A 25,879-nucleotide genomic window follows, 5' to 3' on the forward strand; every position below is an offset into this window, starting at 1 on the left:
GTCCGCACGCTTTATAGTGTCGCCCATGAATAAACGGGCCAGGGGCGCAAAGCGCCCGCTCCTCTATCTTTCCACCGCGCTGCTGGCCCTGGCCAGCAGTTCGGCGCTTGCCCTGGGCTTGGGTGACATCCGTGTCCTGTCCAAGCCGGGCCAGCCCCTGCTGGCCGAAATCCCGGTAGTCTCGGCCGATCCATCCGAACTGGAGAACCTGCGCGTCGCGCTGGCCTCTGCGGTCACCTTCGAACGCGTCGGCCTGCAGCGGCCGGCCGGGCTGGTCAGCGAGCTGCAGTTCGAACTGACCCGCAATGCGCAGGGCAGGGCGGTGGTGCGGGTGACCTCGCAGACGCCGGTCGAAACCCCGTCGCTGAGCTTCCTGATCGAGGCCGACTGGGGCCAGGGCCGCCTGGTGCGCGAATACTCGGCACTGGTTGATGCGCCCTCCAGCGCACTGGCGGTGGCCGAACCGGAAATCGTCGCGCCGGCAGGTACCCTCTCCAACACCATCGTCCGTGATGTTGCACCGGCACCGGCCGCTGCGGAGAACGCAAGCGCACCTGCGCCGTCCACTGCGGCAGCGCCGGCACCTGCATCGGCTCGCCCGCGGGCAGGGGCTGCACCCGCTGCCGCGCAGGCAGCCGATGGCAGCGTCATCGTCCAGCGTGGGCAGACCCTGTCGCAGATCGCCAGCGCGGTGGCCCGCGGCAACCAGGTCAGCCGCGACCGCGCGATGATCGCCCTGCTGCGGGCCAACCCGGAGGCCTTCATCCGCGGCAACGTCAACCTGCTCAAGCAAGGCGCCGTACTGCGCATGCCAGACAGCGATGCACTGGCGGCGGTCGATGCCGCCGAGGCCGCAGTGCTGGTGCGCGAGCATGCCGCGCAGTGGCGGCAGGCGCGCACCGTGCCGCAACCGGCGGGTACCGTCGCCCCGGTGGCCGCGGCGGCAACCACGAACGCTTCTTCCCCGGCCGCGGCCAATGGGGCACGACTTGAAATCGCCCCGGCGCTGGCTTCCGACGCCGCGCGCGCGGGCACAACCACCGGCACTGGAGCCGGCAGCGAGGGTGACATGCTGGGCAACGAACAACTGCGCCAGGCACGCGAGGACATCGCGACCCGCGATGCCGAGATTGGCGAGCTGAAGCAGCGCGTCGCCGACCTGGAAAAACTCAAGGAACAGCAGCAGTCGCTGATCGCGATGAAGGACAACGACCTGGCCGCCGCGCAGCAGCGCCTGGCGCAGGTACCGGATACCCGCGATGCGGCAACGCCGTGGTACTGGCTGGGGCTGCCAGTGCTGCTGCTGGCGGCCGGTGCAGCCTGGCTGCTGCGTCGTCGCAAGCCATCGCCGCTGCCGCCGCTGCGCGACGAAGACGATGCCGCCGGTCTGACCGCTGCGGTACCGGCGGGCGCGGCGCTGGATACCCTGGCCGAGCAGTCCTCGTGGTCGTCGGTGGGGCCCGAAGCGGGCCGCCAGGAGCCGGCGATGCCGGCTTGGGCGAGCGAAACCGGGGGGCAGGATGACGTGGCTGCCGAACCGGTCGCCGACGTCGCCGCCCAGGCTGACTGGCAGGCGCAGACGCTGCGCGATGACGAAGTGGTGGAGCTGCCCGAGGCAGTGACCGACCTGCCGCGCTGGGACGAGCCGGTGCTCACGCAGGAGGATCCCGCGCCGGCCGCCGCCGCGCAGGATGAGCCGCTCGCGCAGGCGGCCCCCGGCGAGGTGGCAGTGCCGGACTACGCGCTGCACGCCGAACAGCAGCCGCAGTTCCGCGGCGTGTTCGACCTGCCGGCCGAGCACCCTGACGGCGAGGCTTCAGGCGCAGCGCCGCATGAAGACGGTACTGCGGCGCCGGCCGGCGATGCCGGCTGGGCGCCGCGCGCCGGGCAGGAGCGCCTTGAGCTGGCCATCGCCTACCTCGACCTGGGCGATGCCCAGACCGCGCGAACGTTGCTGCAGGAAGTGGCCGAGGGCGGCGACCTGCACTGCCAGGCCCAGGCCCGCGAACTGCTGGCCCGCCTGCCGTGATCGACCCTGCCGACAAGGACCCCGTCATGAGCCGCGAGCGCCGCATCGACTACGTTGAATTCGCTTCCACGGATCCTGCGGCCAGCCGCGCCTTCTTCGAGAAGGCGTTCGGCTGGTCGTTCGTAGACTATGGCAGCGACTACACCGCGTTCGACGACGGCCGCCTGCAGGGCGGCTTCTTCCGCGGCCAGCCGCTGCGGGCCAGCGATGCCGGTGCGCCGCTGCTGGTGCTGTACGCTGACCAGCTGGCACCGATCGAAACGGCGGTGCTTGACGCTGGCGGTGAGATCGTGCGGCCGGTGTTTTCCTTCCCCGGCGGCAGCCGTTTCCAGTTCGTCGAGCCCGGTGGCAACGAACTGGCGGTGTGGTCCGAACGCGATCCGGCCTGAGCGCCGCCCCTCCCGCAATATCTGAGGTAGCACATGCGTTACGCGCTTGGCGTCGAGTACGACGGCAGCGATTTCAGGGGCTGGCAGAACCTGGGCGAGGGCGGCCCGAGCGTGCAGGCCAGCCTTGAGCAGGCCCTGTCGTCGGTGGCCGATTCGCCGCTGCAGGTGGTCTGTGCCGGCCGCACCGATGCCGGCGTGCACGGCCAGTGCCAGGTCGTGCATTTCGATACCGACGTGGTGCGCGATCCGCGCGCGTGGATGCTGGGCACTACCACCCGCCTGCCGCGCTCGATCGCAGTGCGCTGGTGCGTGCCGGTGGCCGGGGATTTCCACGCGCGTTTCTCCGCGCGCGCACGCCGCTACCGCTACCGCCTGCTCAACCGCGAAGTGCGGCCCGCGCTGGACCGGCAGACCTTGAGCTGGGAGCGCCGCGCGCTGGACGAGACCCTGATGCACGCCGCCGGGCAGGCCCTGCTCGGCGAGAACGATTTCAGCGCGTTCCGTTCGGTGCAGTGCCAGGCGCTGCACGCCCGGCGTGAGCTGCAGTCACTGCAGGTCAGCCGCCAGGGCGAGGTGATCGAGGTTGCCGTGCAGGGCAATGCATTCCTTCATCACATGGTCCGCAATATCGTCGGATCGCTGATCCTGGTGGGCAGTGGCGAGAAGCCGGTGGAATGGATCGCCGAACTGCTGGCCGGGCGCGATCGCACCGTAGCCGGTCCCACCGCACCGCCGCAGGGCCTGGTGTTCCTTGGGCCCCTGTACCCCGACAACTGGCACCTGCCCGCCGAGGTCACGCTATGAGCCGCTCCTACTACCGCACACGCATCAAGTTCTGTGGCATGACCCGGGCCGGCGATGTCCGCCTGGCCGGTGAGCTGGGCGTGGACGCGGTGGGTTTCATCTTTGCCCGTGAAAGCAGCCGCCGGGTCGCTCCGGCCGAAGCGCGCGCGATGCGCCAGGCGATCGCGCCCATGGTCGACGTGGTGGCGCTGTTCCGCAACAACAGCAAGGAAGAGGTGCGCGAGGTGCTGCGCACGGTACGACCGACCCTGCTGCAGTTCCACGGCGAGGAAGACGAGGGCTTCTGCCGCAGCTTCAACATGCCCTACCTGAAGGCGATCGCCATGGGCGGGCGTGAAGAGATCAACGCCCGCACCCTGCAGCTGCGCTATCCCAGCGCCGCCGGTTTCCTGTTCGACAGCCATGCCCCGGGCGGCGGTGGCGGCACCGGCGTGGCCTTCGACTGGGGCCGGATCCCGACCGGCCTGCATCGCCCGTTCCTGCTCGCCGGCGGCCTGAACCCGGAAAACGTCTACGACGCGGTGCTGGCCACCCTGCCGTGGGGCGTGGATGTCTCCAGCGGCATCGAACTGGAGCCGGGCATCAAGGACGGCTACAGGATGCGTACTTTCGTCGAGGAAGTGCGCCGCGCCGATTGCACGGTTCTTGAGTGATTGTCGTCACTATTTGCCGTGATCTGGACCTGGATTTGAGCCTGCACGCATTCTTCACATAGGATGGTCCCAAGCGCGCCTGCCATGAGGGCCGGCGCGGGGATCGACGGGGCGCGTCCGGCGCGTCCCGAACGGGCGGCCGCCGCCCACAGCCCAGGAAGGCAAGCGATGCAGGAGTTCCTCACCGTCGTGTTCGGTTTCCCGACCCTGCCGTACAGCATCGTGCTGGCGGTGGCGGTGCTGTATTGGGCACTGGCGGCCTTCGGCCTGGTCGACGACGGGTTTGGCGATGCCGGCGCCGATGGGGCACTGCATGGCGACCCACATGAGCTGCAGGGACTGTCCGCGCTGCTGGCGCGCTGGGGCCTGGGTGGGGTTCCCCTCATGCTTGTGGTGACGCTGCTGGGTTTCTTCGCCTGGATCGTCACCTATTTCGTCCATCTGTTCGTGCTGTTGCCGCTGCCGGACCTGCTGCGCTGGGCCATCGGTGCGGTCGTGGCCCTGCTGGCGCCGTTGCCGGCGGTGCCGTTCACCGCGCTGCTGCTGCGCCCCGTCCGCAGGTTCCTGCTGCGCCTGCGCCCGGTGGCGCAGGCCTCGCTGCTGGGGCGTACCGGCGTGGTTGCCTCGCCGAAGGTGGATGCCCGCAGCGGTCACGCCACCTTCGACGATGGCGGCGCCGGACTGGTGCTGCAGGTGCGCAGCGAGATCGAACTGCAGCGTGGCGAGCGCATCGTGCTGGTCGAACAGGTGGCTGATCAACACCATTACCGGGTGGTCCGCGCCGACGCGGTCGCCCTCGACTTCCAGGACAACCTGCTTCCGGGCAACAAGGAGAATCACTGATGACGTTGGCAACCATGGCCCCCTTCCTGATCGGCGTAGCCGTGCTGCTGGTCGCACTGCTCGGCCTGGCCGGCCTGTTCAAGGCCTTCTACCGCAAGGTCGACCAGGGCGTGGCCCTGATCGTCAACGACATGAGCTCCACGCCCAAGGTGCACTTCACCGGTGCGCTGATCATCCCGGTGCTGTACCGCGCCGAGCTGATGCGGATCAGCCTGATCACGCTGCAGATCGACCGCCGCGGCAAGGAAGGCCTGATCTGCCGCGACAACATGCGTGCCGATATCGCCGTGGCGTTCTACCTGCGGGTCAACGAGACCCAGGCCGACGTGCTGCGGGTGGCCAAGGCCATCGGTGCCGACCGTGCATCGGACAAGCATGCCGTCGACGAGCTGTTCAACGCCAAGTTCTCCGAAGCGCTGAAGACGGTCGGCAAGAAGTTCGACTTCACCGAACTGTTCGAGAAGCGCCAGGAGTTCCGCGACGAGATCATCGCGGTGATCGGCAATGATCTGAACGGCTACGTCCTTGAGGACGTGGCGATCGACTACCTGGAACAGACCCCGAAATCGCTGCTGGACCAGTTCAACATTCTCGATGCGCAGGGCATCCGCAAGATCACCGAATTGACCGCCGCGCAGAACGTGGTGACCAACGAGCTGGAGCAGAACGAGAAGCTCGCCATCACCAAGAAGAACGTGGAAGCGCGCGAAGCGCTGCTGGCCCTGGAACGCCAGCAGGCCGAAGCCGAAGCGCGGCAGAAGCGCGAGATCGAGACCATCCGTGCGCGCGAGGAGGCCGAGACCGCCAAGGTGCAGGAAGAACAGCGCCAGCTGTCCGAGAATGCCCGCATCGAAGCGCAGCAGCTGATCGAGATCCGCGACCAGAACCGCCTGCGCGAAGTGGAAGTGGCCGAGCAGAACCGCCAGCGTGCCGTGGCCATCGAGGCCGAGCGCGTGGAGCGCGCACGCCAGCTGGAGCAGGTCACCACCGATCGTGAAGTGCAGCTGCAGGGCGTGGAGCGTGACAAGGTGGTCGAGCAGGGCAAGATGGACGTGGCCAACATCACCCGTGAACGCATCTCCATCGACAAGACCGTGGCGCAGGAAGAGGAGCGCATCAAGGAAGTGCGCGAAGTCTCCGAGGCCGACCGCCAGAAGCAGGTGCTGATCCTGGAAGCCGAGGCCAAGGCGCAGGAAGCGCTGGTGCGCGAAGTCAAGGAAGCGCAGGCGCGCGAGACCGCTTCAAAGCATCGCGCGGTGGAACTGACCACGCTGGCCCAGGCCGAGCATGAAGCGGCCGGCAAGCAGGCCGAAGCCAAGCGCCTGTTGGCTGATGCCCTGCGTGCCGAACAGGCAGCGCCGGGCCTGGCCGAAGCGCAGGTGCGTGAAGCTTCGGCGCTGGCCATCGAGAAGGTCGGCATTGCCGAGGCCCGCGTGATCGAAGCCAAGGCCGAAGCCAGCCTGAAGCAGGGCAGCAACGAAGCCCGCGTGCTGGCCGAGACCCTGCAGGCGCAGGCACAGGGCGAGGAAAAGATGGGCCTGGCCCGTGCCACCGCCACCGAGTCGCTGGGCAATGCCGAAGCCGGCGTGGTGCAGAAGAAGCTGCTGGCCGAGGCCGAGGGCCTGGTGCGCAAGTTCGAAGCCATCGCCTCGCTGAGTGACCAGGCACGTGGCCATGAAGAGTTCCGCATGATGCTGGACAACAGCCTGAAGCAGGCGCTGGCCTCGATCGAAGCCGGCAAGGAAGTCTCGCGCGAGAACGCCAATGTCATCGCCAGTGCGCTGCGCAACGCCGATATCGACCTGGTCGGTGGCGACGGCGGCATGTTCGAGAACCTGGTCAGGGCGGTGTCGCTGGGCAAGTCGATCGAAGGCTTCGCCGGCAAGAGCCCGATCGTGCAGGAGCTGATGCAGCGCTACCTGGGCGTGGCCGTGGCCGAACCGGCGCCGCGCCAGATCGCCGAGGATGCCGAAGCGGTACCGACCGTGTCGGCTACCGTGGTCGACAGCGCCCGTTGATGCATCGGGCGATGGCCGCCGCCATCGCCCGCCCGCGCCGGCCGCAACCGCGGCCGTCCGCCCGTGAGCCGGAAACCTGCTGATGTCTGAAATCCATCCGTCCGCCGAATCCACTGCGCCGGAGGCCGGCGGCAGCACCGTCGACCTGGCTGTCGCCCAGGGCGGCGCCTACGAAGTCCTGCGCCGCCGCCTGGCCGAGCAGGGCCAGCGCCTGCAGGGCCTGGCCGAAACGCTCAACCGCCAGCGCCTGGCCGAGTTCGGCGACAGCCGCCTGGAGGTGGTCGGGCGCTTCCGCATCCGCAGCGACAACAACTGCGTCGGCCGTGACATCGTGCAGGTGGGCCCGGACCGCCTGCTGTTCGGCTACAACGTGTTCATCGGGTTGAAGACCCAGACCCGCATCGAGGATGTGTTCGGCCTGTACCGGCTGGTGCAGGGCAGCGACGGCTACGACGTCGCTGCGCTGGAACTGAAGGGCAGCTTCCTCGACCAGCCCGGCTTCGTGCACGATTTCAACGAGCTGTATGCCTACTACAAGCACGCGCGCCTGCTGCAGCTGATCGTGGTCGGCGACAAGCTGCTGGCCTCGTTCCAGATCGGCGAGCGCAGCAGCGACGTGCGCGTGTTCCGCTGGGCGCTGTCGCGCGAGGGCGAGCTGACTTACCTGGATGCGCGCGGTGAGCGCGATATCGCACTGCCGCCGCCGTTCGACTTCGAATGGACCCGGGCGACCCGCGACCTCGCGGTCAACGGCCGCCACTCGCACCTGAACATCCTCGACACCCTGTTCGTTGAGACCACCGGTGGCGACCTCACCATCAAGGTCGAAAACAACACCGAAACCGGACAGGGCATCTACAGTGAACCCGTGGAGGACAGCACGCAGTCGCTGGACGACGCCCAGTTCGAGTTCGCCCGGGTCGGCTCGCTGGTATTGCTGAAGGTGCTGCCGTACCGCGAGACCGAATGGCGCGGCCTGATCTACAACACGCTGAGCGGCGGCATCGTGCGCAATGATGCGATCGTGCAGGCCTGCGTGCAGCTGCCCGAAGACCATGGCGTGATCTTCCCGGGTGGCTATTACCTGCAGGGCGGCGAGCACAAGGCATTTGATGCATCGATGGCCGGCATGCAGTTCAAGCGCAGCATCCGTTCGCCAAACGGCGAGGACGTGCTGTACATCTTCTACGAGCGCGAAGGCGGGCGCTCGGCGCTGTTCGTCTACAACACCATCCAGCGCGTGCTGCAGAACCCGGTGTTCGGCCATGGCTACGCCTTGATGCAGGACGGGCGCATGGTGCTGTTCCATGCCGAGGGCAGCGAACCGACTCGCATCCATCCGATGCAGGTCTGGCAGACGCCGTTCAGCAGTGACGAGTTCGCCGCCAACCGGCCGCCCGGCAACACGTTCATGGGCCGCATCGGCAACGCCGAGCTGGTGCGCGGCATTTCCAACCTGTTCAACCTGGCGCGCGAGATCGATGGCCAGGACGTGTCGGTACAGCGCTACCAGCGCCTGGTGGCCGATACGCGGCGCCTGTTCGATGCGCACCACTGGCTGGGTGACGCGGCCTGCGATGGCGCCGAGGCGTTGCTGCGGCAGATCAGCGCGACCGGCGAATCGGTGCTGGACGAGTACGAGAAGGTGCAGTCGATCCGTCAGCAATCGGCGCAGGCGATGCTGGAGGCCGAGGCCGCGCACAAGGCGCTGCTGGGCCGGCTGCAACCGCAGAACTGGAGCGAGGTGCAGGCCTTCGTCGAGGCCCTCAACGCGATCACCGCATTGCGCGGGCGGCTGCTGACCCTCCGCGAGCTGCGCTACATCGACACCGCGCGCATCGAGACGATGACCGTCGAACTGGTGGAGGCACAGGACCGTGTTGGCGCCGCCACCGGTGACTTCCTCGCCGGCGAGGAGGCGCTGGCGCCGCTGGCCACGCGCCTGCAGGCGCTGGACGATGCCGCGCAGCAGGCACAGACGGCGCGCCAGCTGGACGAGCAGTTGGAAGGCCTGCGTGGCATGGCGTCCGACCTGGACATGCTGTCCGAGCTGATGGCCGGCCTGAAGGTGGACGATGCCACTGTCCGCACCCGCGTGGTCGAGTCGATCTCGGTGCTGTACGGTCGCCTCAACCAGGCGCGCGCGCGTGCTGACCAGCGCCGCAGGTCACTCGGTTCGGCCGAGGCCGTGGCGCAGTTCGCCGCCCAGTTCGCGCTGTTCTCGCAGTCGATCACCAGCGCGCTGGCGCTGGCCACCGACCCCGAACGTGCCGACGAGCAGTTGTCGCGCCTGCTGGTCCAGCTGGAAGAACTGGAGAGCCAGTTCGGCGAACACGAGCAGTTCCTCGGCGACATCCTGAGCAAGCGCGAAGAGCTGGTCGAGGCCTTCGAAACGCACAAGCAGGCCTTGCTGGATGACCGCCAGCGCAAGGCGCGTTCGGTACTGGATGCGGCCAATCGGATCCTCGACGGCCTGGCCAGGCGCACCGAGCGCTTCGCCACCGCCGATGAGCTCAACGCGTTCTTTGCCGGCGATCCGCTGATCCTCAAGCTGCGTGAGCTGGCCGAGCGCCTGCGCACGCTGCACGACAACGTCAAGGCCGACGACATCGAGGCGCGGCTGAAGGGCGTGCGTGACCAGGCGGTGCGCCAGCTGCGCGACCGCAGTGACCTGTACGAAGCCGGCGGCAACGTGGTGCGGCTGGGCCCGCGCCATCGCTTCAGCGTCAATACGCAGGCACTGGACCTGACCCTGTTGCCGCGTGGCGATACGTTGGCCATCCATCTGACCGGCACCGACTTCCTGGAGACCCTGCACGACCCGGAGCTGGACGCACTCAAGCCGTTCTGGCCGGTCACCCTCGACTCGGAATCGCCCACGCTGTATCGCGGCGAGTACCTGGCCGGCAGCCTGCTGCTGGCCGCGCAGGAGGGGCGCGACGGCCTCGATCTGGCTGCGCTGCAGCACGACGTCGCGAACCCGGAAGCGCTGGATCAGCGCGTGCGTGCGTTTGCCGCACCACGCTATCGCGAAGGCTACGAGCGCGGCATCCATGACCACGATGCGGCACTGATCCTGCGTGCGCTACTGCCTTTGCAGCAGGCGGCCGGCAGCCTGCGCCATGCACCGCGGGTGCGTGCGCTGGCGTTGCTGTTCTGGGCCGCCGAGCAGCGGCGCGAAGCGGTGGCGCAATGGCCTGCGCGGCAGGTGGGCGCCGAGGCGCTGGCACGCCTGCTGGGGTCCGACGAAGGGCGTCTGGCGTTGCGCACAGAAATGGCCGAGGCGCTGCTGGCGTATGCGCAGTCCCACGTGTTGCCGTTCGATGCCGATGCCGCGCAGGCTGCATCCGCCTATCTGGGCGAAGAACTGGCGGCGGGCGATCCGGTGTTCAGCAGCAGCCGCCACGCGGTGGCGCTGCTGGAGGCATTGGCCCAGCAGCTGGAGCAGGCGGGGCAGCGTGAGGCGGTCGAGCGTGCCCTGCAGCGCGGCCAGGATCCGCTGGCTACGCGTTGGTCATTGGCTGGGCAGTGGCTGCGCGCAGTGGCGCGGATGCCGGCGCATGCCCAGCATGCCGGCTATGTCGACGAAGCCGCCGCGTTGCTGCTGGTGCAGCGCCAGTTGCGCACCCGTACCAGCGATGCCGCACTGCAGGCGGAGGTCAATGGCCTGCTGGGTGAACACGCACGCATCAGCAATGGCACGCTGGTGGTATCGCTGGATGATTTCCTGGCGCGCCTGCAGCAGCACCTGCGTCATTTCGTGCCAGCGTTCCATGCCTACCAGGCGCTGCGCCAGGGCATCATCGGTCGCGAGCGCGAGACCCTGCGGATTTCCGAGTTCAAGGCGCGGCCGCTGTCCTCGTTCGTACGCAACAAGTTGATCAACGATGTCTACCTGGGCGTGATCGGTGACAACCTGGCCAAGCAGATGGGCACGGTCGGCGAGAACAAGCGCAGCGATCTGATGGGCCTGCTGATGATGATTTCGCCCCCGGGCTATGGCAAGACCACGCTGATGGAATACGTGGCGCACCGGCTGGGCCTGGTCTTCATGAAGATCAACGGCCCGGCGCTGGGCCACGAGGTGCGCTCGCTGGACCCGGCCCAGGCACCGGACGCGACCTCGCGGCAGGAGCTGGAGAAGCTCAACCTGGCGCTGGAAATGGGCAACAACACCATGCTGTATGTGGACGACATCCAGCACACCCATCCCGAGTTCCTGCAGAAGTTCATCTCGCTGTGCGATGGCACCCGCCGTATCGAGGGTGTGTGGCGCGGTCGCACACGCACCTACGACATGCGCGGCAAGAAGTTCTGCGTGGTGATGGCCGGCAACCCGTACACCGAGTCCGGCGAGGTGTTCAAGATTCCGGACATGCTGGCCAACCGTGCCGACATCTACAACCTCGGTGACGTGCTCGGTGGCATGGAGGCCGCCTTCACCCTCAGCTACATCGAGAACAGCCTGACCTCCAATCCGGTGCTGGCGCCGCTGGCCACGCGCGACATGGCCGACCTGTATGTGCTGGTCGACCGCGCGATGGGCAAGGAGGTCTCGACCAACAGCCTCAGCCACGCCTACAGCAGCGCGGAGATCAACGAGATCACCGCCACCCTGCAGCGCATGCTGCGTGTGCGCGACGTGGTCTACCGGGTCAACCAGCAGTACATCGCCAGCGCCGCACAGGACGACCGCTACCGCACCGAGCCGCCGTTCCGCCTGCAGGGCAGCTACCGCAACATGAACAAGCTGGCCGAGAAGATCTCCCCGGTGATGAACGAGGACGAACTGCAGCAGTTGATCTCCGACCACTACCTGGGCGAGGCGCAGCTGCTGACCACCGGCGCCGAGGAGAACCTGTTGAAGCTGGCCGAACTGCGCGGCGTACTGGATGACACGCAGGCGCAGCGCTGGGCGCAGATCAAGCGCGACTTCCTGCGCAACAAGGCCATGGGTGCCGACGACAGCGATGTCGGCGGGCGCGTGGTGGCGCAGCTGGCCGATATCGCCACCGCGCTGCAGCTGCCATCGCCCGCGCCGGAAGCGATCCCCGTTGCGGACCCGGCGCCGTGGCCGGCGCTGCTGGAGGCCCTGCATCGCCTTTCAGAGGCGCGTCCCGCCGCCGCGCCGGCGCCGGTCGTGGCAGCCCCCAGCGTGCCGGCCACGGCCCTGGCCGAAGACCTGCAGGCGGGCCTGGCGCCGCTGGTGGAGCTGCTGGCGGCATCGCAGGCGCAGCAGGTGCAGGTGTCGCAGACCCTGGCCGCGTTCGCCGGCTGGGCGCGACAGCAGGTCGAGCGGGGCACGCCGAGCGCTGTGGTGGCGCAGCGCGCGCGCGTGCGCCGCGCCGCGACGCCGGAGGAGCGGGCGCTGGATGAGGCGCTGATGCGCCATTTCTACGGCGAGTCATTGCCACCGGAAGACGGCGATGGCATGCCGGCATCCACGCCGAAGCCGCCGCCGCTGCCGTGACCACGCGCGTGCCACTGCCGCCACCGATGCTGCCGGATACGGTCGATGTCGCTGCGCTGGCCAACTATGGTGCGCCGTTGCTGCAGGCGCTGGCGCGGCGCGAAACGCCGTTGCCACCGGATGCGGGCGAGCGCCTGGTGGCTGCGCTTGCGCGCATCGCGCTGGCCCTGCAGGCCGGCAACCCGGCGCAGATCCGGCAGCAGGAAGGCTGGTGGGGACGGCTGCTGGGGCGCGATGTCGCTCGCGAAGCAGAAGGGCACGCGCTGCAGTCGCAGCTGGGCGTACTGGCCCTGCAGGCGCGTGAGCAGGCCCAGCACCTGCAGCAGCACATGCAGCTGCGGGCCATGGCCATCGTTGAGCATTCCGCGGCGGCCGCGGCGCTGGATGGCTGGGCCGAACTGGCTGCGTCGCGGCTGACGACGCTGGATAGCGCCGGTCAGGCCGCGCTGTCGCATCGGCTGGACCATCTTCGCCGGCTGGCCTCGCTGCGCCGCCTGGAAGCCGGTCAATGGCAGCTGCTGCAGGACCAGGACAACATGCTGCTGCAACGCTTCGCGCGCATCCATGACGTGCTGCTGCCGGCCTGGCGGCAGGCTGTACTGGCGGGCCAGGCCGCTGCGGGCGCTGCGTTGGCTGGCAAGGCTGCCACGTTGCACGCACAGATCGATGACGAGGTGGCCGCGGCTCAGGCTAGACTGCCTTGAGCCGGCCGCCGCTGCCGCTTACCCAACTGCAAGGAGACTGCCCGATGACCCAGGACAGCCAGACCCCCGGTGCCCTCGTACCCGGCACGACCACCGCCACTGCGCTCGATGAAGGTGCGCTGCAGGCGCTGGGACTGGTACGCGAGGATCTGCCGCGCATCGCCGAGATCCGTCTGGAACTGGACGATCTGCGCCCGGGCAACCTGCAGGTGTTCGGCCGCGAAGCGGCCACGCGCACCGCAGCGTTCTCCAGCCAGTTGCTGGACCAGGTGCGCAATCGTGACCTGGATGCCAGTGGCGAGAAGCTGGGCGAAGTGGTGCGCATCGCGCGCAGCCTGAAGCTGGATGGCTTCACGCAGCGATCGAAGGTGCCGGTGATCGGTGGCCTGATTGATCGCATGCGCGCCTCCAAGGGCGAGCTGGTGCAGAAGTTCAGCGACACCAATGCGCAGATCGAACAGCTGCTGGCCGACGTCGGCGTGCAGCAGGCGTTGATGGGAAAGCGCGTGGGGGAGTTCGACCGCATGCACGATATCGTCCGCGAAGAACGTCGTGCGCTCGGACTGTATGCGGCAGCGGGCAAGCAGCGGCTGGCCGAACTGCAGGCCGAACAGCTGGCCGGGCAGGGCAGTGAGGACCCCCAGCAGCGCATCCGCCAGGGCGAGATCGACAATGCGATCCGGTTGATCGAGAAGCGCGTGTCCGACCTGCAGCTGATGCAGCACGCCGCCGACCAGTCGCTGCCGATGGTCCGCCTGATCCAGGCCAACGCACTGCAGCTGATCGAGAAGTTCAACACCGTCCGCGACATCACCATTCCGTCGTGGAAGCGCCAGTTCGCCATCCAGCTCTCGCTGGGCGAACAGAAGGCTGCGGTCGAACTGTCCACGGCCATCGATGACGCCACCAACGAACTGATGCGTCGCAATGCCGACCTGCTGCGCCAGGCCTCGGTGGATACCGCGCGCAGCAACCAGCGCGGCGTGATCGACGTGGCCACGCTGCGCCATGTGCACGACCAGCTGATCGCCACGGTGGAAGAAGTGCGCAGCATCCATCGCGAAGGGATGCAGCAGCGGCAGCAGGCCGAAGTCGAGCTGTCGCGCCTGCGCGAAGACCTGCAGCAGCGCCTGGCCACACCGACCGCCAGCTGAAAAAAGGGGACGGAGGGAATTAAGTCGCAAGTGGCACAAACGACTTAATTCCCTCCGTCCCCTTTTTGTTGTCAGCGGAGTTGCCGGCCCAGCCAGTCGGCGAGCGCATCCACGCGCGCATCAGGTGGTCCGTCCGGTCGCGCCAGCACCCAGAAACCACCGGTGGCGGCAAACCCCCACGGCGCGACCAGTCGCCCGGCGGCCAGGTCCTCGGCCACCAGTGGCTCGGGTGCGATCGCCGGGCCCAGCCCGGCCACCGCTGCCTCCAGCAGGTAGTACAGATGCTCGAAGGCCGTACCCAGCTGCAGCTTCGCGGGGTCCAGAGCGTGCGCCTGCGCCCACGCCGGCCACGCCTGCGGCCGTGAGCTGGTGTGCAGCAGCGTTTCCTGCAGCAGCGCCGAGGGCGGTACATGCCGCAGGCGCTGCGCGGCCGGATGCGAGGGGGCCACCACCACGCCGACCCGTTCCGGGGCCAGCTCACGCACCTGCCAGCCGCGGGGCCACGGCCCCTGCGCCAGCAGCAATACCGCATCCAGTGCCGCCTGTGCCTCGGTGAAGCTGCCATCCAGCGCTGACCATTGCAGGCGCACGCCGGGCAGGGCGGCCTGCAGCGCAGGCAGGCGCGGGATCATCCAGCGCGCCAGCACGCTGCCGCTACAGCCCAGTACCAGCGCCGGGGCCGCCGCCGGCCGCCGCAGTTCGCGCACGCAGTCTTCGATGCCGCCGAAGGCCTCGCTGCACGCTGCCTGCAGCCGCGTGCCCGCAGCGGTCAGGCGCAGGCCGCGACCGGCACGCTGGAACAGCGCCAGGCCGAGATGGTCTTCCAGCAGCTTCAGCTGGCGGCTGACCGCACCGTGGGTGACATGCAGGTCGTGTGCGGCGCGGCCAACGCCGCCGAGACGGGCGGTGGCCTCGAACGCACGCAGCGCATTGAGCGGCGGCAGCAGGGAACGGCTCATGTGAGATTTCCTGACGATATGCGCCAGATAATATCCATTTTCCGGTCAAGACCCGTGCGCTAGAGTATCCACCTGTCTCGAACCAGCGGTCGCTTCCATGTCTGCCTCCCCCATTGCCGACTACCACGCCTTCCCGGACGCCCAGGGCCATTTCGGCCGCTACGGCGGCAGCTTTGTTGCCGAAACCCTGGTGGGTCCGCTGCAGGAACTGGCCCAGGCCTATGACCAGGCCCGTCAGGACCCGGCATTCCAGGCTGCCTACGACCGCGACCTGGCCCATTACGTGGGCCGGCCGAGCCCGATCTACCACGCCCAGCGCCTGAGCGACCATGTCGGCGGCGCGCAGATCCTGCTCAAGCGTGAAGACCTGAACCACACCGGCGCGCACAAGATCAACAACACCATCGGCCAGGCGCTGCTGGCCGCGCGGATGGGCAAGAAGCGCATCATCGCCGAGACCGGTGCCGGCCAGCACGGTGTTGCCAGTGCCACCGTTGCCGCCCGCCTGGGCCTGGAATGCGTGGTGTACATGGGCGCCACCGACATCGAGCGGCAGAAGATCAACGTCTACCGCATGAAGCTGCTGGGCGCGACGGTGGTGCCGGTCACCTCCGGCTCGGCCACCCTGAAGGACGCGCTCAACGAAGCGATGCGCGACTGGGTGACCAACGTGCAGGACACCTTCTACATCATCGGCACCGTGGCCGGCCCGGATCCGTATCCGCGCATGGTCCGTGACTTCAACGCCATCGTTGGCCGCGAGGCGCGCGAGCAGATGCTGGCCGAGTATGGCCGCCTGCCCGATGCGATCACCGCCTGCGTCGGCGGCGGCAGCAACGCCATCGGCCTGTTCCACGCCTTCCTCAACGATCGCCAGGTCGAGATCGTTGGCGCCGAAGCCGCCGGCGACGGCATCGGCACCGGCCGCCACGCCGCATCGATCGCCGCCGGTCGACCGGGCGTGCTGCATGGCAACCGCACCTATGTGCTGTGCGACGACGACGGCCAGATCATCGAGACCCACTCGGTGTCGGCCGGCCTGGACTATCCGGGCGTCGGCCCGGAGCATGCTTTCCTGGCCGATACCGGCCGTGCGCGCTACCTCGGCATCACCGATGAAGAAGCGCTGCAGGCCTTCCACCTGCTGGCGCATACCGAGGGTATCCTGCCGGCACTGGAGTCCAGCCACGCACTGGCACAGGCGATCAAGCTGGCGCGTGAGCGTCCGCGTGACCAGATCGTGCTGTGCAACCTGTCCGGCCGTGGCGACAAGGACGTGCACACCATCGCCGCGCGCGAAGGGCTGGTGCTGTGAGCGCGCTGCTGCGGAACAGCGGGGTGCTTCTGCTGGTGCTGGGCCTGGCCGCGTGCCAGCCGCCGGAACCGCCAGTGCTTGCGCCGGCTGCCAAAGCCACCGCGCAGCCCGCACAGCAGCCGGCCGCCAACGATGACCTCGACCCGATGGCGCGTACGCCAATCGTCGATCCGCCGTCTGCGGAAGAGAGCAACGGCGACAACGCCCCCGCCGTCGCCTCGGTGGCACTGGACCATGCCGGCGAAGTGCTGGTCGGCCAGCACATGGGGGACCTGAAGTCACTGGGGCCCTGGAAGGCGCAGGGCGCGAAAGAGTTCTTCGAAGGCGACTGCGAGTACTACGACGGCAGGGGGTTGCCGCCGGGCGTGTCGATGATGACCGACGACGACCGCGTGGTCCGTTTTGATCTGAAGCCGGGCGACGACCCGGAGCTGCCGGTTGAACAGCCCGGTCCATTCGGCCTGCGCATCGGCATGACCCGTGCCCAGGCCATGGCGCAGTTCCCGAAGCCGCCGGTATCCAGCCCGCATGCCTACGACGGTGACCAGGGCGAGTACCTCACCTGGCAGGACCCGGGTTCGGACCTGGGTATCCGCCTGGAACTGTTTGAAGGGAAGGTCACCCGGATGTACTGGGGAACCAGCGATGCGATTGAACTGATTGAAGGATGTGCCTGAAATGCCCGTATCCCGACTCGATGCCTGTTTCCTGCGTCTGCGCGAACAGCAGCGCAAGGCGCTGATTCCCTTCGTCACCGCCGGTGATCCCTCGCTGGAGGCGACCGTGCCGGTCATGCACGCACTGGTCGAGGCCGGCGCCGACGTGATCGAACTGGGCGTGCCGTTTTCCGACCCGATGGCCGATGGCCCGACCATCCAGCGCAGCTCCGAGCGCGCGCTGGCGCGCGGCGCCGGCAGCCGCTACGTCCTGCAGGCCGTGGCGCAGTTCCGCGAACGCGATGCGCAGACCCCCGTGGTGCTGATGGGCTACCTCAACCCGGTGGAGATCCATGGCTACGCGGCCTTCGCCAAGGCCGCCGTCGACGCCGGCGTGGACGGCGTGCTGCTGGTCGATCTGCCGCCGGAAGAAACGGGCGACGCCCAGCAGGCGTTCGACGCAGCCGGCCTTGCGCTGGTCCTGCTGGCGTCGCCGACCACCAGCGAGGCGCGAGCCGACAAGCTGCTGGCGCTGGCCCGTGGCTATCTCTACTACGTCAGCTTTGCCGGTGTCACCGGCGCGTCCGAGCGCCTGGACAGCGATGCCGCCAGTACCCGACTGCAGGCGTTGCGCGCGCGCGCATCGGTGCCGGTAGTGGCGGGCTTCGGTATCAAGGATGCCGCCAGTGCCGCGGCCATGGCCCGCCAGGCCGATGGCGTGGTGGTCGGAAGCGCGCTGGTGGCGGCGCTGGCAGAAGCGGGCTCGGCGGAAGACGCGGTGCAGCGCGCCCGGGCCTTCCTCGCCCCGCTGCGGCAGGCGCTGGACGCGTAACAGGACTGCCGGCCGCTGGCCGGCATCCTCCTGATGGCTCGCGTGCAAGGGCTGCCGGCCAGCGGCGGGTACCGCCCAGCACCTAAACGTACGTCCCAGCATGGTTTTTTCCGGCTGCCCCGCGGCTGGAAAGGGGGTGCACGGGCGGGGAAAGCGGAGCTAGACTGTCCGCCTTTGCGGCCCCTGGGCCGCCCTGAACGGAAGTGTCCTCCCGCATGAGTTGGCTCAGCAAGTTGATGCCGTCCGGCATCCGCACCGACAACACCCCCAGCAAGAAGCGCAGTGTCCCCGAGGGCCTGTGGGAAAAGTGCAGCAACTGCGGCAGCGCGTTGTACCGTCCGGAACTGGAAGAGAACCTGGAAGTCTGCCCGAAGTGCGGCCATCACATGGCGATCCGAGCGCGCGCGCGCCTGGCCGCCCTGTTCGACGCCGATAGCACCACCGAGATCGGTGCGCGCCTGGGGCCGACCGACCTGCTCAAGTTCAAGGACCAGAAGAAGTACAGCGAGCGCATCAAGATCGCGCAGAAGAACACCGGCGAGTACGACGCGCTGATCGCCATGCGCGGCCTGCTCAAGGGCCGTGCGCTGGTGGCATCGTCCTTCGACTTCGCCTTCATGGGCGGCTCGATGGGCTCGGTGGTCGGCGAGCGTTTCGCACTGGCCGCAGAAACCGCGGTCGAGATCGGTGCGCCCTACGTGTGCTTCTCGCAGAGCGGTGGCGCCCGCATGCAGGAAGGCCTGTTCTCGCTGATGCAGATGGCCAAGACCTCGGCCGCGCTGGGCAAGCTGCGTGAAGCCGGGCTGCCGTACATCTCGGTGCTGACCCATCCGACCACCGGTGGTGTCTCGGCCTCCTTTGCGATGCTGGGCGACATCAACATCGCCGAACCGCAGGCGCTGATCGGCTTCGCCGGCCCGCGCGTGATCGAGCAGACCGTGCGCGAGAAGCTGCCGGAAGGCTTCCAGCGCTCGGAGTTCCTGCTGGAGCACGGTGCCATCGACCAGATCTGCGACCGCCGCGAGCTGCGTGACCGCCTGTCCGACCTGCTGGCGATGCTGGGCCGTCAGCCGGCGCCGGAGGTGGCTTGATGGGAGGCCGCAAGTACTTCGGTACTGATGGCATCCGTGGCCGGGTCGGCCAGGGCGTGATCTCGGCCGACTTCGTGCTGCGCCTGGGCAACGCCCTGGGCCGTGTACTGGTCGCCCAGCGCGGCCAGGACGGGCGCCGGCCGATCGTGGTGATCGGCAAGGACACCCGCATCTCCGGTTACATGTTCGAAGCGGCACTGGAAGCCGGCCTGGTGGCCGCCGGTGCCGACGTGCAGCTGCTGGGGCCGATGCCGACTCCGGCGGTGGCGTTCCTGACCCGTACGCTGGGCGTGGATGCCGGCATCGTCATCAGTGCCTCGCACAACCCGCACTACGACAACGGCATCAAGTTCTTCTCCGCCCAGGGCGAGAAGCTCGACGATGCCACCGAGCTCGCCCTCGAAGCGGCGCTGGACGTTCCGTTCACCACCGCCGAATCGGAGAAGCTGGGCAAGGCATCGCGTGGCCGCGAGGCGGTTGGCCGCTACATCGAGTTCTGCAAGGCCAGCGTGCCGCGCGCGTTCGACCTGCGTGGCGTACGCCTGGTGCTGGACTGCGCGCACGGCGCCACCTACCAGATCGCACCGCTGCTGTTCCGCGAGCTGGGTGCCGAGGTGATCGGCATTGGCGCCGAGCCCAACGGCGTCAACATCAACGCCGGCGTGGGCTCCACCCATATCGACAATCTCGCGGCCAAGGTCCGCGAAACCCGCGCTGATCTCGGCATTGCCTTCGACGGCGACGGCGACCGCGTGCTGATGGCCGACGACCAGGGCAACCCGGTCGACGGCGATGACCTGCTTTACATCCTGGCCCGCGCATGGAAAGCCGAAGGCCGCCTGCGCGGCCCGGTGGTCGGCACGCTGATGAGCAACTACGGCGTGGAGAAGGCCTTCGCCGATCTGCAGATTCCGTTCGTGCGCAGCAACGTCGGTGATCGCTATGTGCACCAGGCGCTGATCGAAGGCGGTGGGGTGCTCGGCGGCGAAGCCTCCGGCCACCTGCTGTGCCTGGATCGGGCCACCACCGGTGACGGCATCGTCAGTGCGCTGCAGGTGCTGGTGGCGTTGCGCAACAGCGGGCAGACCCTGCGCCAGGCATTGAAGGGACTGGTGCGGGTGCCGCAGAAGACGGTCAACGTGCGGCTGGGCAATGTCTCGGCCAAGGCAACGGTGCAGGCCGACAGCGTGCAGGCCGCGCTGGCCGACGCGCAGCAGTCGGTGGCCGGCCGTGGCCGTGCGTTCCTGCGCCCGTCCGGTACCGAGCCGGTGGTGCGTGTCACGGTCGAGGCCGATGATGCAACGCTGATGCAGGACACGCTGGACCGACTGTCCGCGGCGGTACGTGAAGCCGCCGCCTGAGGCCGCTGCACATCCGCCCAACGAAAACGCCCCGGAATGCCGGGGCGTTTTCTTTGAAGGGGCAGGGCGTTGGGCCGCCTACGGCCCCGGCACCATCTTCTTCTGGCGTGCCTTGAAGCCATTGAACAGCGGCGCGATCAGGGGGGTGTAGCTCTGGGCGATGCGCTTGCGCAACCAGCTTGCCGGGCGGTTGCGGATCGCGAAGCGGTAGATGCGTTCCGGATCGCCGCCGACCACGTTGCGGCCGAACGGGTGGGTGGTGTGCAGGTAGCGGAAGCCGTGCTCGCGCGCCACCTCGATGTGGTCCTGGTCGAAATCGCCGTAAGGCCAGCACAGCGTATCGGACACCTCGCCGAGCTTGTCCCGCAGGACTTCGCGCGAGACTGCCAGATCGTGGCTCAGGCCCGCACGGCGCTGTGCGCGGTCCAGGTCGTCGCGGCGCAGCCAGCGGGTGTGGGTATGGGTGTGGCAATGCACTTCGAAGGTGCCGGCGGCGATGGCCGCGCGCGCTTCGCTCCAGCGCATCATCACGTCGTCGCTGCGGTTCTGCTCGTAGATCGCCGCTTCGCAGCCGCGGTGGTCCGGCGTGGCAGGCAGCACTGCCCCGGCAAGCCCCGCATGGGGCCGCTCCGGGCCTTCGCCCATCCAGCCGGTGACCACGAACACCACTGCGTGCATGCCGTACTTCTGCAGGATCGGGTGCGCATACACCCAGTTGTCCAGGTAGCCATCGTCGAAGGTGATCACGATCGACTTGCGCGGCACCGGCTTGCCCGCCAGGAAGCCGGCGTACTGGTCCAGTGTCAGCGAGGTCCAGCCGTTGCCGGCCAACCAGGCGATCTGGCTTTCGAAATTCTCCGGTGACACGGTGATCATGCCCGGCGACGGACTGACGTGGTGGTGCATGAGCACCGGTACGGTTCGGGCATCAGCCATGTCCCAGCTCCTTCAGCCACTGGCGGTAGTAGTGTTCGGTGGTCTCACCGTGGCCATCGGGGGTGAACCGGTGCGCGCCGTGCATCCAGTCCCACCCGGCGCGGCCCATCTGCCGCCGCCGTTCCGGATCGTCCACCAGCAGGCGCAGGGCGCCTGTCAGGGCTGCATTGTCGCCCAATCGGGTGAGGATGGCATTGCTGCCATCGACCACCATTTCCGGCACGCCACCCACGCGCGTGGCCACGATCGGCACCCCGACATAGGCGGCCTCCAGGAACACGGTACCGGCCGCTTCCTTGTGCGAAGCCAGCGCGAAGATGTCGAAGCCGGCCATCAGCCGGCACGCGCCGTCACGATAGCCGAGCAGGTGGACCTGCTGCTGCAGCCCGTGCTCGTCGCGCAGCGCCTGCAGTCGATCCATGACCGGCTGGCCATCGCCGACCACCACCAGGTGCAGGTTCGGGTGCGTCCTGCACAGCGGCACCATCGCCTGCAGCAGGTCGGCGTGGCCCTTGGGTTCGCGCAGCACCGCCACGCAACCGACCACGACGTCCTGTTCGCCGAAGCCGAGCTCGGCGCGCACTTCCGCGCGTACCTCCTGCAGGCATTGCCAGGGGTCGTCCTTGCGGATCTCGCTCCAGCGCGGCGGGACCGCGATGGGCGGCACGATACCGATGTGTTCGGCCGGAATGCCGCGCTCGGCCAGCAACTGCTTGACGAAGCTGCTGACGGTCAGCACCCGGTGCGGCAGGCCGGTATAGGTCAGCAGCGAGTTGACCGGGCTCATCAGGTGGCGCGAGCGCACCACCAGCGGCGTGCCGCCCAGGCGTGCGCCGGCGGCGGCGATCAGCGCGTCACGGCGGCTGGTGGTGTTGACCACGTCATAGCGTTCGCGGCGCACCAGGCGCGAGACCGACCAGATGCCGCGCAGCAGGCGCAGCAGGCCGCCCATGCGCAGGGTGTGCACGGTGAAACCGTCGTCGCGTGCCAGCTTGGCCAGTCGCGCTTCGGGCTGGCACAGCAGCGCCACCTCATGGCCACGCGCGCGCATCACCTGCATGTGGCGGAAGATGTAGATCTCCTGCCCACCCATTCCCTTGGCGGCTTCGGTGTGCAGGATGCGCAGCGGACGGTTCATGCAGGATCGATCCTTGAGGGTCAGCGGTTGCGGAAGCGGGTCAGCGCTTCCCATGCAGTGCGTACGGCGGCCGCGTCGGGCGCCTGCTGTGACAGCGGCCGGTAGCGCAGGTCCAAAGCGGTGGCGTTGCCGAACTTGTCGAACACGTAGATGGCATCGCCATGGCGCACCGCGCGCTGCGACCAGCTTTCGACCACCAGCGCACGCGGGCCCTGCGGTTCGGCCAGCAGGTCCTGGCCGGTGCTGTAATCGGTCAGTGCGTTCTCGCAACCCAGCGCGTGGCGCATCAGTGTCGGTACCCAGTCTTCGTGCGAGCTGGTGCGGGCGTCGCGGCCAGCGGCCATGCCCGGCCAATGCAGCACGAACGGGACCTGCAGCTGGTAGTCGGAGAAGTTGCCGTTGTGGCCCCAATAGTTCAGCTTGAGGTCGTTGAACTCTTCGGCATGGTCGCCGGTGACCAGCACGATGGTGTCTTCGGCCAGGCCCTGTGCGCGAAGGTCGTCCAGCAGCGAGCCGATCAGGCTGTCTGCGTAGTGCACGGCGGTGCGGTAGCGGTTGAGTTCCGGCGTCGGGTCATGCTCCGGGCCGAATTTGAGGAAGTCGATGTCCGCAGCCATCGGCGTCGCCACGGGCGGGTAACCATCGGGCATGTGGTAGGGCGCGTGGGTGGAGTCGAGGAACACGAAGCCGAACCACGGGCGCTGCGCCGCCTGGCTGGCGCGGATGTCCTGCTGCAGTGCACTGATGATCGCGCGGTCGCGGCCGTCGGACTTCAGTGCCGATGGGCCCTGGTGCAGCTGGTCGCGCACATCGGCGAAAGCCGTGCGATCGAATTCCGGGCTGTACAACGGCGCACTGCCGTACAGGTGCAGGTCGTAGCCCTGCTGGCCCAGCACCTGGAACAGCTGCGAGCCGCGCTGCTCGTCGAGCATGCTTGGCCAGTAGCCACCGGGCAGGCCGTACAGCAGCCCGAACAGGCCGTAGCGGGTGGCATTGCCGGTGCTGAAGTGCTGGTCGAACACGCGCGCGTCCTGCGCCAGCGCCGACGTGTTGGGCATCAGCTGCGGTGTCAGCACGTCCTGGCGCAGCGATTCCAGCACCACCATCAGCACATTGGGGCGATGCGGGTTCTGGCAGCGCAGCGGGTGCAGTGGGTACTGCAGCTGCGCATGGCGCGGGTCGGGCAGGCCGGCCTGCTGCTGGCTGACCACGCCCAGGCGTCGCATGAAGCTCTTGGCGGTGATCGGTTGCGCCCACGGCAGGTAGTTCCACTGCGCGATCACATCGCGGTCGCCACGGGCGTCGTAGTAGGCGGTGGCGACCTGGCCGCCGGCCATCAGAAGCGCGACCGCTGCCCACGCCTGCAGCACCCGTCGCCGGCGCGGCGCTGCCGGCAACAGCTTCCAGCACGCCCAGGCCAGCAGGCCTTCGGCGGCGAAGACCGCGGCGACCAGCAGCGCGACCTGCAGCCAGGTCTTCCAGGACAGGGCGACCTGGTCCTGCAGGGCGCCGCCGAACACCATGTTCACGACCATGGCGTTGAGGTGGAAGCGGTACAGGGTGAACACCTTGGCGTCGACCAGCAGCAGGCACAGCCACAGGCCCTGCAGGAGAACGGCGCTGATGCTCAGCGTACGGGCAGTGCGTGGCCACAGCCCCAGCAGCAACGGCAGCAGGCCGGCCAGCGCACCGAACGCGAGCAGGTGGCCGGGCAGGGCGATGGCGAGGTAGGCCAGGCCCGCGCTGCCGCCTGGATTGTCCCGCAGCGGCACGTTGCCCAGTGCGATCGCCGCAGCCAGGGCCGCATTGCCGGCGACGAACAGCGACCACCAGGCCAGCCGGCGCCAACGCCGGGTGGAACCTTCAAGGGCGGGTGCGGCAGGGTCGGCTGCGGACATGGCGGGGCGGATTCAGGGAGCGGGCAAAGGGGCGGGCCCAACGTGACGGAAGCGTTAATCCGCGCGCGGGTCGCGCATTGTATCGGTTTGTTTCTTCGTATCGAGTGGCGTCCCCCGGGCGATCTGTCACAATGTTCAGGCGGGCCATGAATGCGCTGGCCCCCCAGACCCAATGACAAGCCAGGAACCGCTGTGAGCCAGATCCCCACCCTCGACATCACCCGTTTCGACAGCGACCGCGAGGCCTTCGTGGCCGAGCTGGGCGCGGCCTATCGCCAATGGGGATTCGCGGGCATCCGCAACCACGGCATCCCGCAGGCCGACATCGACGCGGCCTACGATGCCTTCAAGGCCTTCTTCGCCCTGCCGGAAGAGGTCAAGCGCAAGTACCACGTGCCTGGCAGCGGCGGCGCCCGTGGCTATACCCCCTTCGGCGTGGAGACCGCCAAGGGCTCCAAGCACTTCGACCTGAAGGAGTTCTGGCACATCGGCCGCGAGATCGCCGACGACTCCAAGTACCGTGACGTGATGGCGCCGAACCTGTGGCCGACCGAAGTCGAGGGCTTCCGCGAGCGGGGGTACGGCCTGTACCAGGCGCTGGACAACCTGGGGTCGCGCGTGCTGTCGGCGCTCGCCCTGCACATCGGCCTGCCGGAGAATTTCTTCGCCGACAAGACCAACTTCGGCAATTCGATCCTGCGCCCGATCCACTACCCGCCGATCACCACCGACGACATCCCGAACGTTCGTGCCGGTGCTCATGGCGACATCAACTTCATCACCCTGCTGGTGGGTGCCAGTGCCGCGGGCCTGGAAGTGCAGTCGCACGACGGCGAGTGGGTGCCGTTCACCTCGGACGCGGACACGATCGTGGTCAACATCGGCGACATGCTGCAGCGCCTGACCAACCATGTTTATCCGTCGACCATCCACCGCGTGGTCAATCCTCCGGGCGAGCTGGCGCGCCAGCCGCGCTACTCGGTGCCGTTCTTCCTGCACCCGAACCCGGACTTCCTGATCGACGTGCTGCCCTCGTGCATCACCCCGGAGAACCCGAGCCGGTACCCGGAGCCGATCACCGCCCACGGCTTCCTCGAGGAGCGCCTGCGCGAGATCAAGCTGAAGTAAAGAAAAGTGAGGCCGCCGAAAGGCGGCCTTTTTCTTTGCAGGGCTTCGCCCTGCACCCGCCGAGGCCAAAGCCAAAGCCAAAGCGGCTCTGGGGTGTTCCGTGGGGAGGCGGGGATGTGTCGGATGGCGGGGACGCCGTAAACCCATCCCTGGGGGCTTGGCCGCGGCATCCATGCCGCGGACACCCCGCCATCCGACACCTCTCCGCCTTCGACAGTTTCCCGGTGACGGTTGGTAAATCGCGATTCCCGGTAGGTGTCGACCTTGGTCGACACAAGTAGATCCACGCCAAGCGTGGATGAGATCTGTCAGATCGAAGAGGAGTAGGGGTCAGATCCCTTTTCCTGCGGAAAAGGGATCTTGATCTGGCCCCCTGAAAACGGACGCCATGAAGCCGTTTCAGGCGGCAGCCCGGAGCTGCCGGGCGTAGTTGTTAGGCGAGTGGTAGCCCAGCGCCGAGTGTAGCCGGGCTGGATTGTAGAAGCCGTGGATGTAAGCAGC

The 25,879-nt window shown here is 68.1% G+C and carries 19 protein-coding genes; 15 read left to right on the top strand and 4 right to left on the bottom strand.

What is annotated here, in order from left to right:
• Nucleotides 1-25 precede the first annotated feature (25 nt).
• From AC5P74_RS17940 to AC5P74_RS17980, 9 genes are all read left to right on the top strand, one after another.
• Nucleotides 26-2,029 (top strand): type IV pilus assembly protein FimV, encoded by a 2,004-nt coding sequence (locus tag AC5P74_RS17940; protein WP_495205017.1) that lies wholly within the window; start codon nucleotides 26-28, stop codon nucleotides 2,027-2,029.
• Between the two features lie 26 nt (nucleotides 2,030-2,055).
• Nucleotides 2,056-2,418: a VOC family protein gene (locus AC5P74_RS17945; protein ID WP_005417973.1), complete on the top strand. Its 363-nt coding sequence runs from the start codon at nucleotides 2,056-2,058 to the stop codon at nucleotides 2,416-2,418.
• A gap of 33 nt (nucleotides 2,419-2,451) precedes the next feature.
• Entirely contained in the window at nucleotides 2,452-3,222 is a 771-nt protein-coding gene (truA, locus tag AC5P74_RS17950) for a tRNA pseudouridine(38-40) synthase TruA (RefSeq protein WP_053500246.1), read from the top strand.
• A complete protein-coding gene (locus AC5P74_RS17955) occupies nucleotides 3,219-3,875 on the top strand; it encodes a phosphoribosylanthranilate isomerase (RefSeq protein ID WP_053500245.1) in 657 nt (218 codons plus the stop codon). The genes truA and AC5P74_RS17955 overlap by 4 nt, the downstream gene beginning before the upstream one ends.
• Before the next feature lie 168 nt (nucleotides 3,876-4,043).
• Nucleotides 4,044-4,718, top strand: a complete 675-nt coding sequence (locus AC5P74_RS17960) for a hypothetical protein (RefSeq protein ID WP_346607862.1) — start codon at nucleotides 4,044-4,046, stop codon at nucleotides 4,716-4,718.
• Nucleotides 4,718-6,736 carry a flotillin family protein gene (locus AC5P74_RS17965; protein ID WP_495205018.1) on the top strand — a complete coding sequence of 673 codons (2,019 nt, stop codon included), beginning with the start codon at nucleotides 4,718-4,720 and terminating at the stop codon, nucleotides 6,734-6,736. The genes AC5P74_RS17960 and AC5P74_RS17965 overlap by 1 nt, the downstream gene beginning before the upstream one ends.
• 82 nt (nucleotides 6,737-6,818) lie before the next feature.
• Nucleotides 6,819-12,206: a DNA repair ATPase gene (locus tag AC5P74_RS17970; RefSeq protein ID WP_495205019.1), complete on the top strand. Its 5,388-nt coding sequence runs from the start codon at nucleotides 6,819-6,821 to the stop codon at nucleotides 12,204-12,206.
• Entirely contained in the window at nucleotides 12,203-12,910 is a 708-nt protein-coding gene (locus tag AC5P74_RS17975; RefSeq protein ID WP_346607864.1) for a hypothetical protein, read from the top strand. The genes AC5P74_RS17970 and AC5P74_RS17975 overlap by 4 nt, the downstream gene beginning before the upstream one ends.
• Before the next feature lie 44 nt (nucleotides 12,911-12,954).
• Nucleotides 12,955-14,064 (top strand): toxic anion resistance protein, encoded by a 1,110-nt coding sequence (locus AC5P74_RS17980; RefSeq protein ID WP_346607865.1) that lies wholly within the window; start codon nucleotides 12,955-12,957, stop codon nucleotides 14,062-14,064.
• Nucleotides 14,065-14,135: 71 nt separating this feature from the next.
• On the opposite strand, the gene AC5P74_RS17985 is transcribed toward AC5P74_RS17980, so the two are convergent.
• Entirely contained in the window at nucleotides 14,136-15,023 is an 888-nt protein-coding gene (locus AC5P74_RS17985) for a LysR family transcriptional regulator (RefSeq protein WP_346607866.1), read from the bottom strand.
• 97 nt (nucleotides 15,024-15,120) lie between these two features.
• On the opposite strand from AC5P74_RS17985, the gene trpB reads away from it, so the two are divergent.
• The 5 genes from trpB (at nucleotide 15,121) to glmM (ending at nucleotide 20,278) form a co-directional block, all read left to right on the top strand.
• Nucleotides 15,121-16,338, top strand: coding sequence for a tryptophan synthase subunit beta (gene trpB, locus AC5P74_RS17990; protein WP_005417953.1), 1,218 nt, complete (start codon nucleotides 15,121-15,123; stop codon nucleotides 16,336-16,338).
• The gene (locus tag AC5P74_RS17995) at nucleotides 16,335-17,015 is read left to right on the top strand and encodes a hypothetical protein (protein ID WP_005417951.1); all 681 of its coding nucleotides are present in this window, start codon (nucleotides 16,335-16,337) and stop codon (nucleotides 17,013-17,015) included. Before trpB ends, AC5P74_RS17995 begins: the two co-directional genes overlap by 4 nt.
• A gap of 1 nt (nucleotide 17,016) precedes the next feature.
• Complete coding sequence (gene trpA / locus AC5P74_RS18000) at nucleotides 17,017-17,826, top strand: tryptophan synthase subunit alpha (RefSeq protein WP_346607867.1); 810 nt, start codon at nucleotides 17,017-17,019, stop codon at nucleotides 17,824-17,826.
• A gap of 215 nt (nucleotides 17,827-18,041) precedes the next feature.
• Complete coding sequence (gene accD, locus AC5P74_RS18005) at nucleotides 18,042-18,917, top strand: acetyl-CoA carboxylase, carboxyltransferase subunit beta (protein WP_005417947.1); 876 nt, start codon at nucleotides 18,042-18,044, stop codon at nucleotides 18,915-18,917.
• Nucleotides 18,917-20,278 (top strand): phosphoglucosamine mutase, encoded by a 1,362-nt coding sequence (gene glmM, locus AC5P74_RS18010; RefSeq protein ID WP_053500704.1) that lies wholly within the window; start codon nucleotides 18,917-18,919, stop codon nucleotides 20,276-20,278. The genes accD and glmM overlap by 1 nt, the downstream gene beginning before the upstream one ends.
• A 78-nt stretch (nucleotides 20,279-20,356) precedes the next feature.
• Here the strand turns inward: glmM and AC5P74_RS18015 are convergent, their stop codons facing one another.
• Genes AC5P74_RS18015 through AC5P74_RS18025 form a run of 3 tightly spaced genes read right to left on the bottom strand, consistent with a single transcriptional unit; the run spans nucleotide 20,357 to nucleotide 24,250 of the window.
• The gene (locus tag AC5P74_RS18015) at nucleotides 20,357-21,214 is read right to left on the bottom strand and encodes a polysaccharide deacetylase family protein (protein WP_061480014.1); all 858 of its coding nucleotides are present in this window, start codon (nucleotides 21,212-21,214) and stop codon (nucleotides 20,357-20,359) included.
• Entirely contained in the window at nucleotides 21,207-22,352 is a 1,146-nt protein-coding gene (locus AC5P74_RS18020) for a glycosyltransferase family 4 protein (RefSeq protein WP_495205020.1), read from the bottom strand. The genes AC5P74_RS18015 and AC5P74_RS18020 overlap by 8 nt, the downstream gene beginning before the upstream one ends.
• Before the next feature lie 20 nt (nucleotides 22,353-22,372).
• On the bottom strand, nucleotides 22,373-24,250 hold the full coding sequence (locus tag AC5P74_RS18025) for a DUF3413 domain-containing protein (protein ID WP_053500710.1): 1,878 nt from the start codon (nucleotides 24,248-24,250) through the stop codon (nucleotides 22,373-22,375).
• Nucleotides 24,251-24,400: 150 nt separating this feature from the next.
• Here AC5P74_RS18025 and AC5P74_RS18030 point away from each other — a divergent pair, with 150 nt between their 5' ends.
• Nucleotides 24,401-25,378 carry an isopenicillin N synthase family dioxygenase gene (locus AC5P74_RS18030; protein WP_049414703.1) on the top strand — a complete coding sequence of 326 codons (978 nt, stop codon included), beginning with the start codon at nucleotides 24,401-24,403 and terminating at the stop codon, nucleotides 25,376-25,378.
• Nucleotides 25,379-25,879: the final 501 nt, after the last annotated feature.

The sequence above is a fragment of the Stenotrophomonas sp. YJH_SMC_94-11 genome (assembly GCF_059370435.1).

What these genes read in the sequence shown, in the direction of transcription:
- AC5P74_RS17940 (WP_495205017.1), top strand. Translation starts at nt 26, where the DNA reads ATGAATAAACGGGCCAGGGGCGCAAAGCGCCCGCTCCTCTATCTTTCC.
- glmM (WP_053500704.1), top strand. Translation starts at nt 18,917, where the DNA reads ATGGGAGGCCGCAAGTACTTCGGTACTGATGGCATCCGTGGCCGGGTC.
- AC5P74_RS17985 (WP_346607866.1), bottom strand. Translation starts at nt 15,023, where the DNA reads ATGAGCCGTTCCCTGCTGCCGCCGCTCAATGCGCTGCGTGCGTTCGAG.
- trpB (WP_005417953.1), top strand. Translation starts at nt 15,121, where the DNA reads ATGTCTGCCTCCCCCATTGCCGACTACCACGCCTTCCCGGACGCCCAG.
- AC5P74_RS18015 (WP_061480014.1), bottom strand. Translation starts at nt 21,214, where the DNA reads ATGGCTGATGCCCGAACCGTACCGGTGCTCATGCACCACCACGTCAGT.
- accD (WP_005417947.1), top strand. Translation starts at nt 18,042, where the DNA reads ATGAGTTGGCTCAGCAAGTTGATGCCGTCCGGCATCCGCACCGACAAC.
- truA (WP_053500246.1), top strand. Translation starts at nt 2,452, where the DNA reads ATGCGTTACGCGCTTGGCGTCGAGTACGACGGCAGCGATTTCAGGGGC.
- AC5P74_RS17960 (WP_346607862.1), top strand. Translation starts at nt 4,044, where the DNA reads ATGCAGGAGTTCCTCACCGTCGTGTTCGGTTTCCCGACCCTGCCGTAC.
- AC5P74_RS17955 (WP_053500245.1), top strand. Translation starts at nt 3,219, where the DNA reads ATGAGCCGCTCCTACTACCGCACACGCATCAAGTTCTGTGGCATGACC.
- AC5P74_RS18020 (WP_495205020.1), bottom strand. Translation starts at nt 22,352, where the DNA reads ATGAACCGTCCGCTGCGCATCCTGCACACCGAAGCCGCCAAGGGAATG.
- AC5P74_RS18025 (WP_053500710.1), bottom strand. Translation starts at nt 24,250, where the DNA reads ATGTCCGCAGCCGACCCTGCCGCACCCGCCCTTGAAGGTTCCACCCGG.
- AC5P74_RS17965 (WP_495205018.1), top strand. Translation starts at nt 4,718, where the DNA reads ATGACGTTGGCAACCATGGCCCCCTTCCTGATCGGCGTAGCCGTGCTG.
- AC5P74_RS17980 (WP_346607865.1), top strand. Translation starts at nt 12,955, where the DNA reads ATGACCCAGGACAGCCAGACCCCCGGTGCCCTCGTACCCGGCACGACC.
- AC5P74_RS17945 (WP_005417973.1), top strand. Translation starts at nt 2,056, where the DNA reads ATGAGCCGCGAGCGCCGCATCGACTACGTTGAATTCGCTTCCACGGAT.
- AC5P74_RS17970 (WP_495205019.1), top strand. Translation starts at nt 6,819, where the DNA reads ATGTCTGAAATCCATCCGTCCGCCGAATCCACTGCGCCGGAGGCCGGC.
- AC5P74_RS18030 (WP_049414703.1), top strand. Translation starts at nt 24,401, where the DNA reads ATGCGCTGGCCCCCCAGACCCAATGACAAGCCAGGAACCGCTGTGAGC.
- trpA (WP_346607867.1), top strand. Translation starts at nt 17,017, where the DNA reads ATGCCCGTATCCCGACTCGATGCCTGTTTCCTGCGTCTGCGCGAACAG.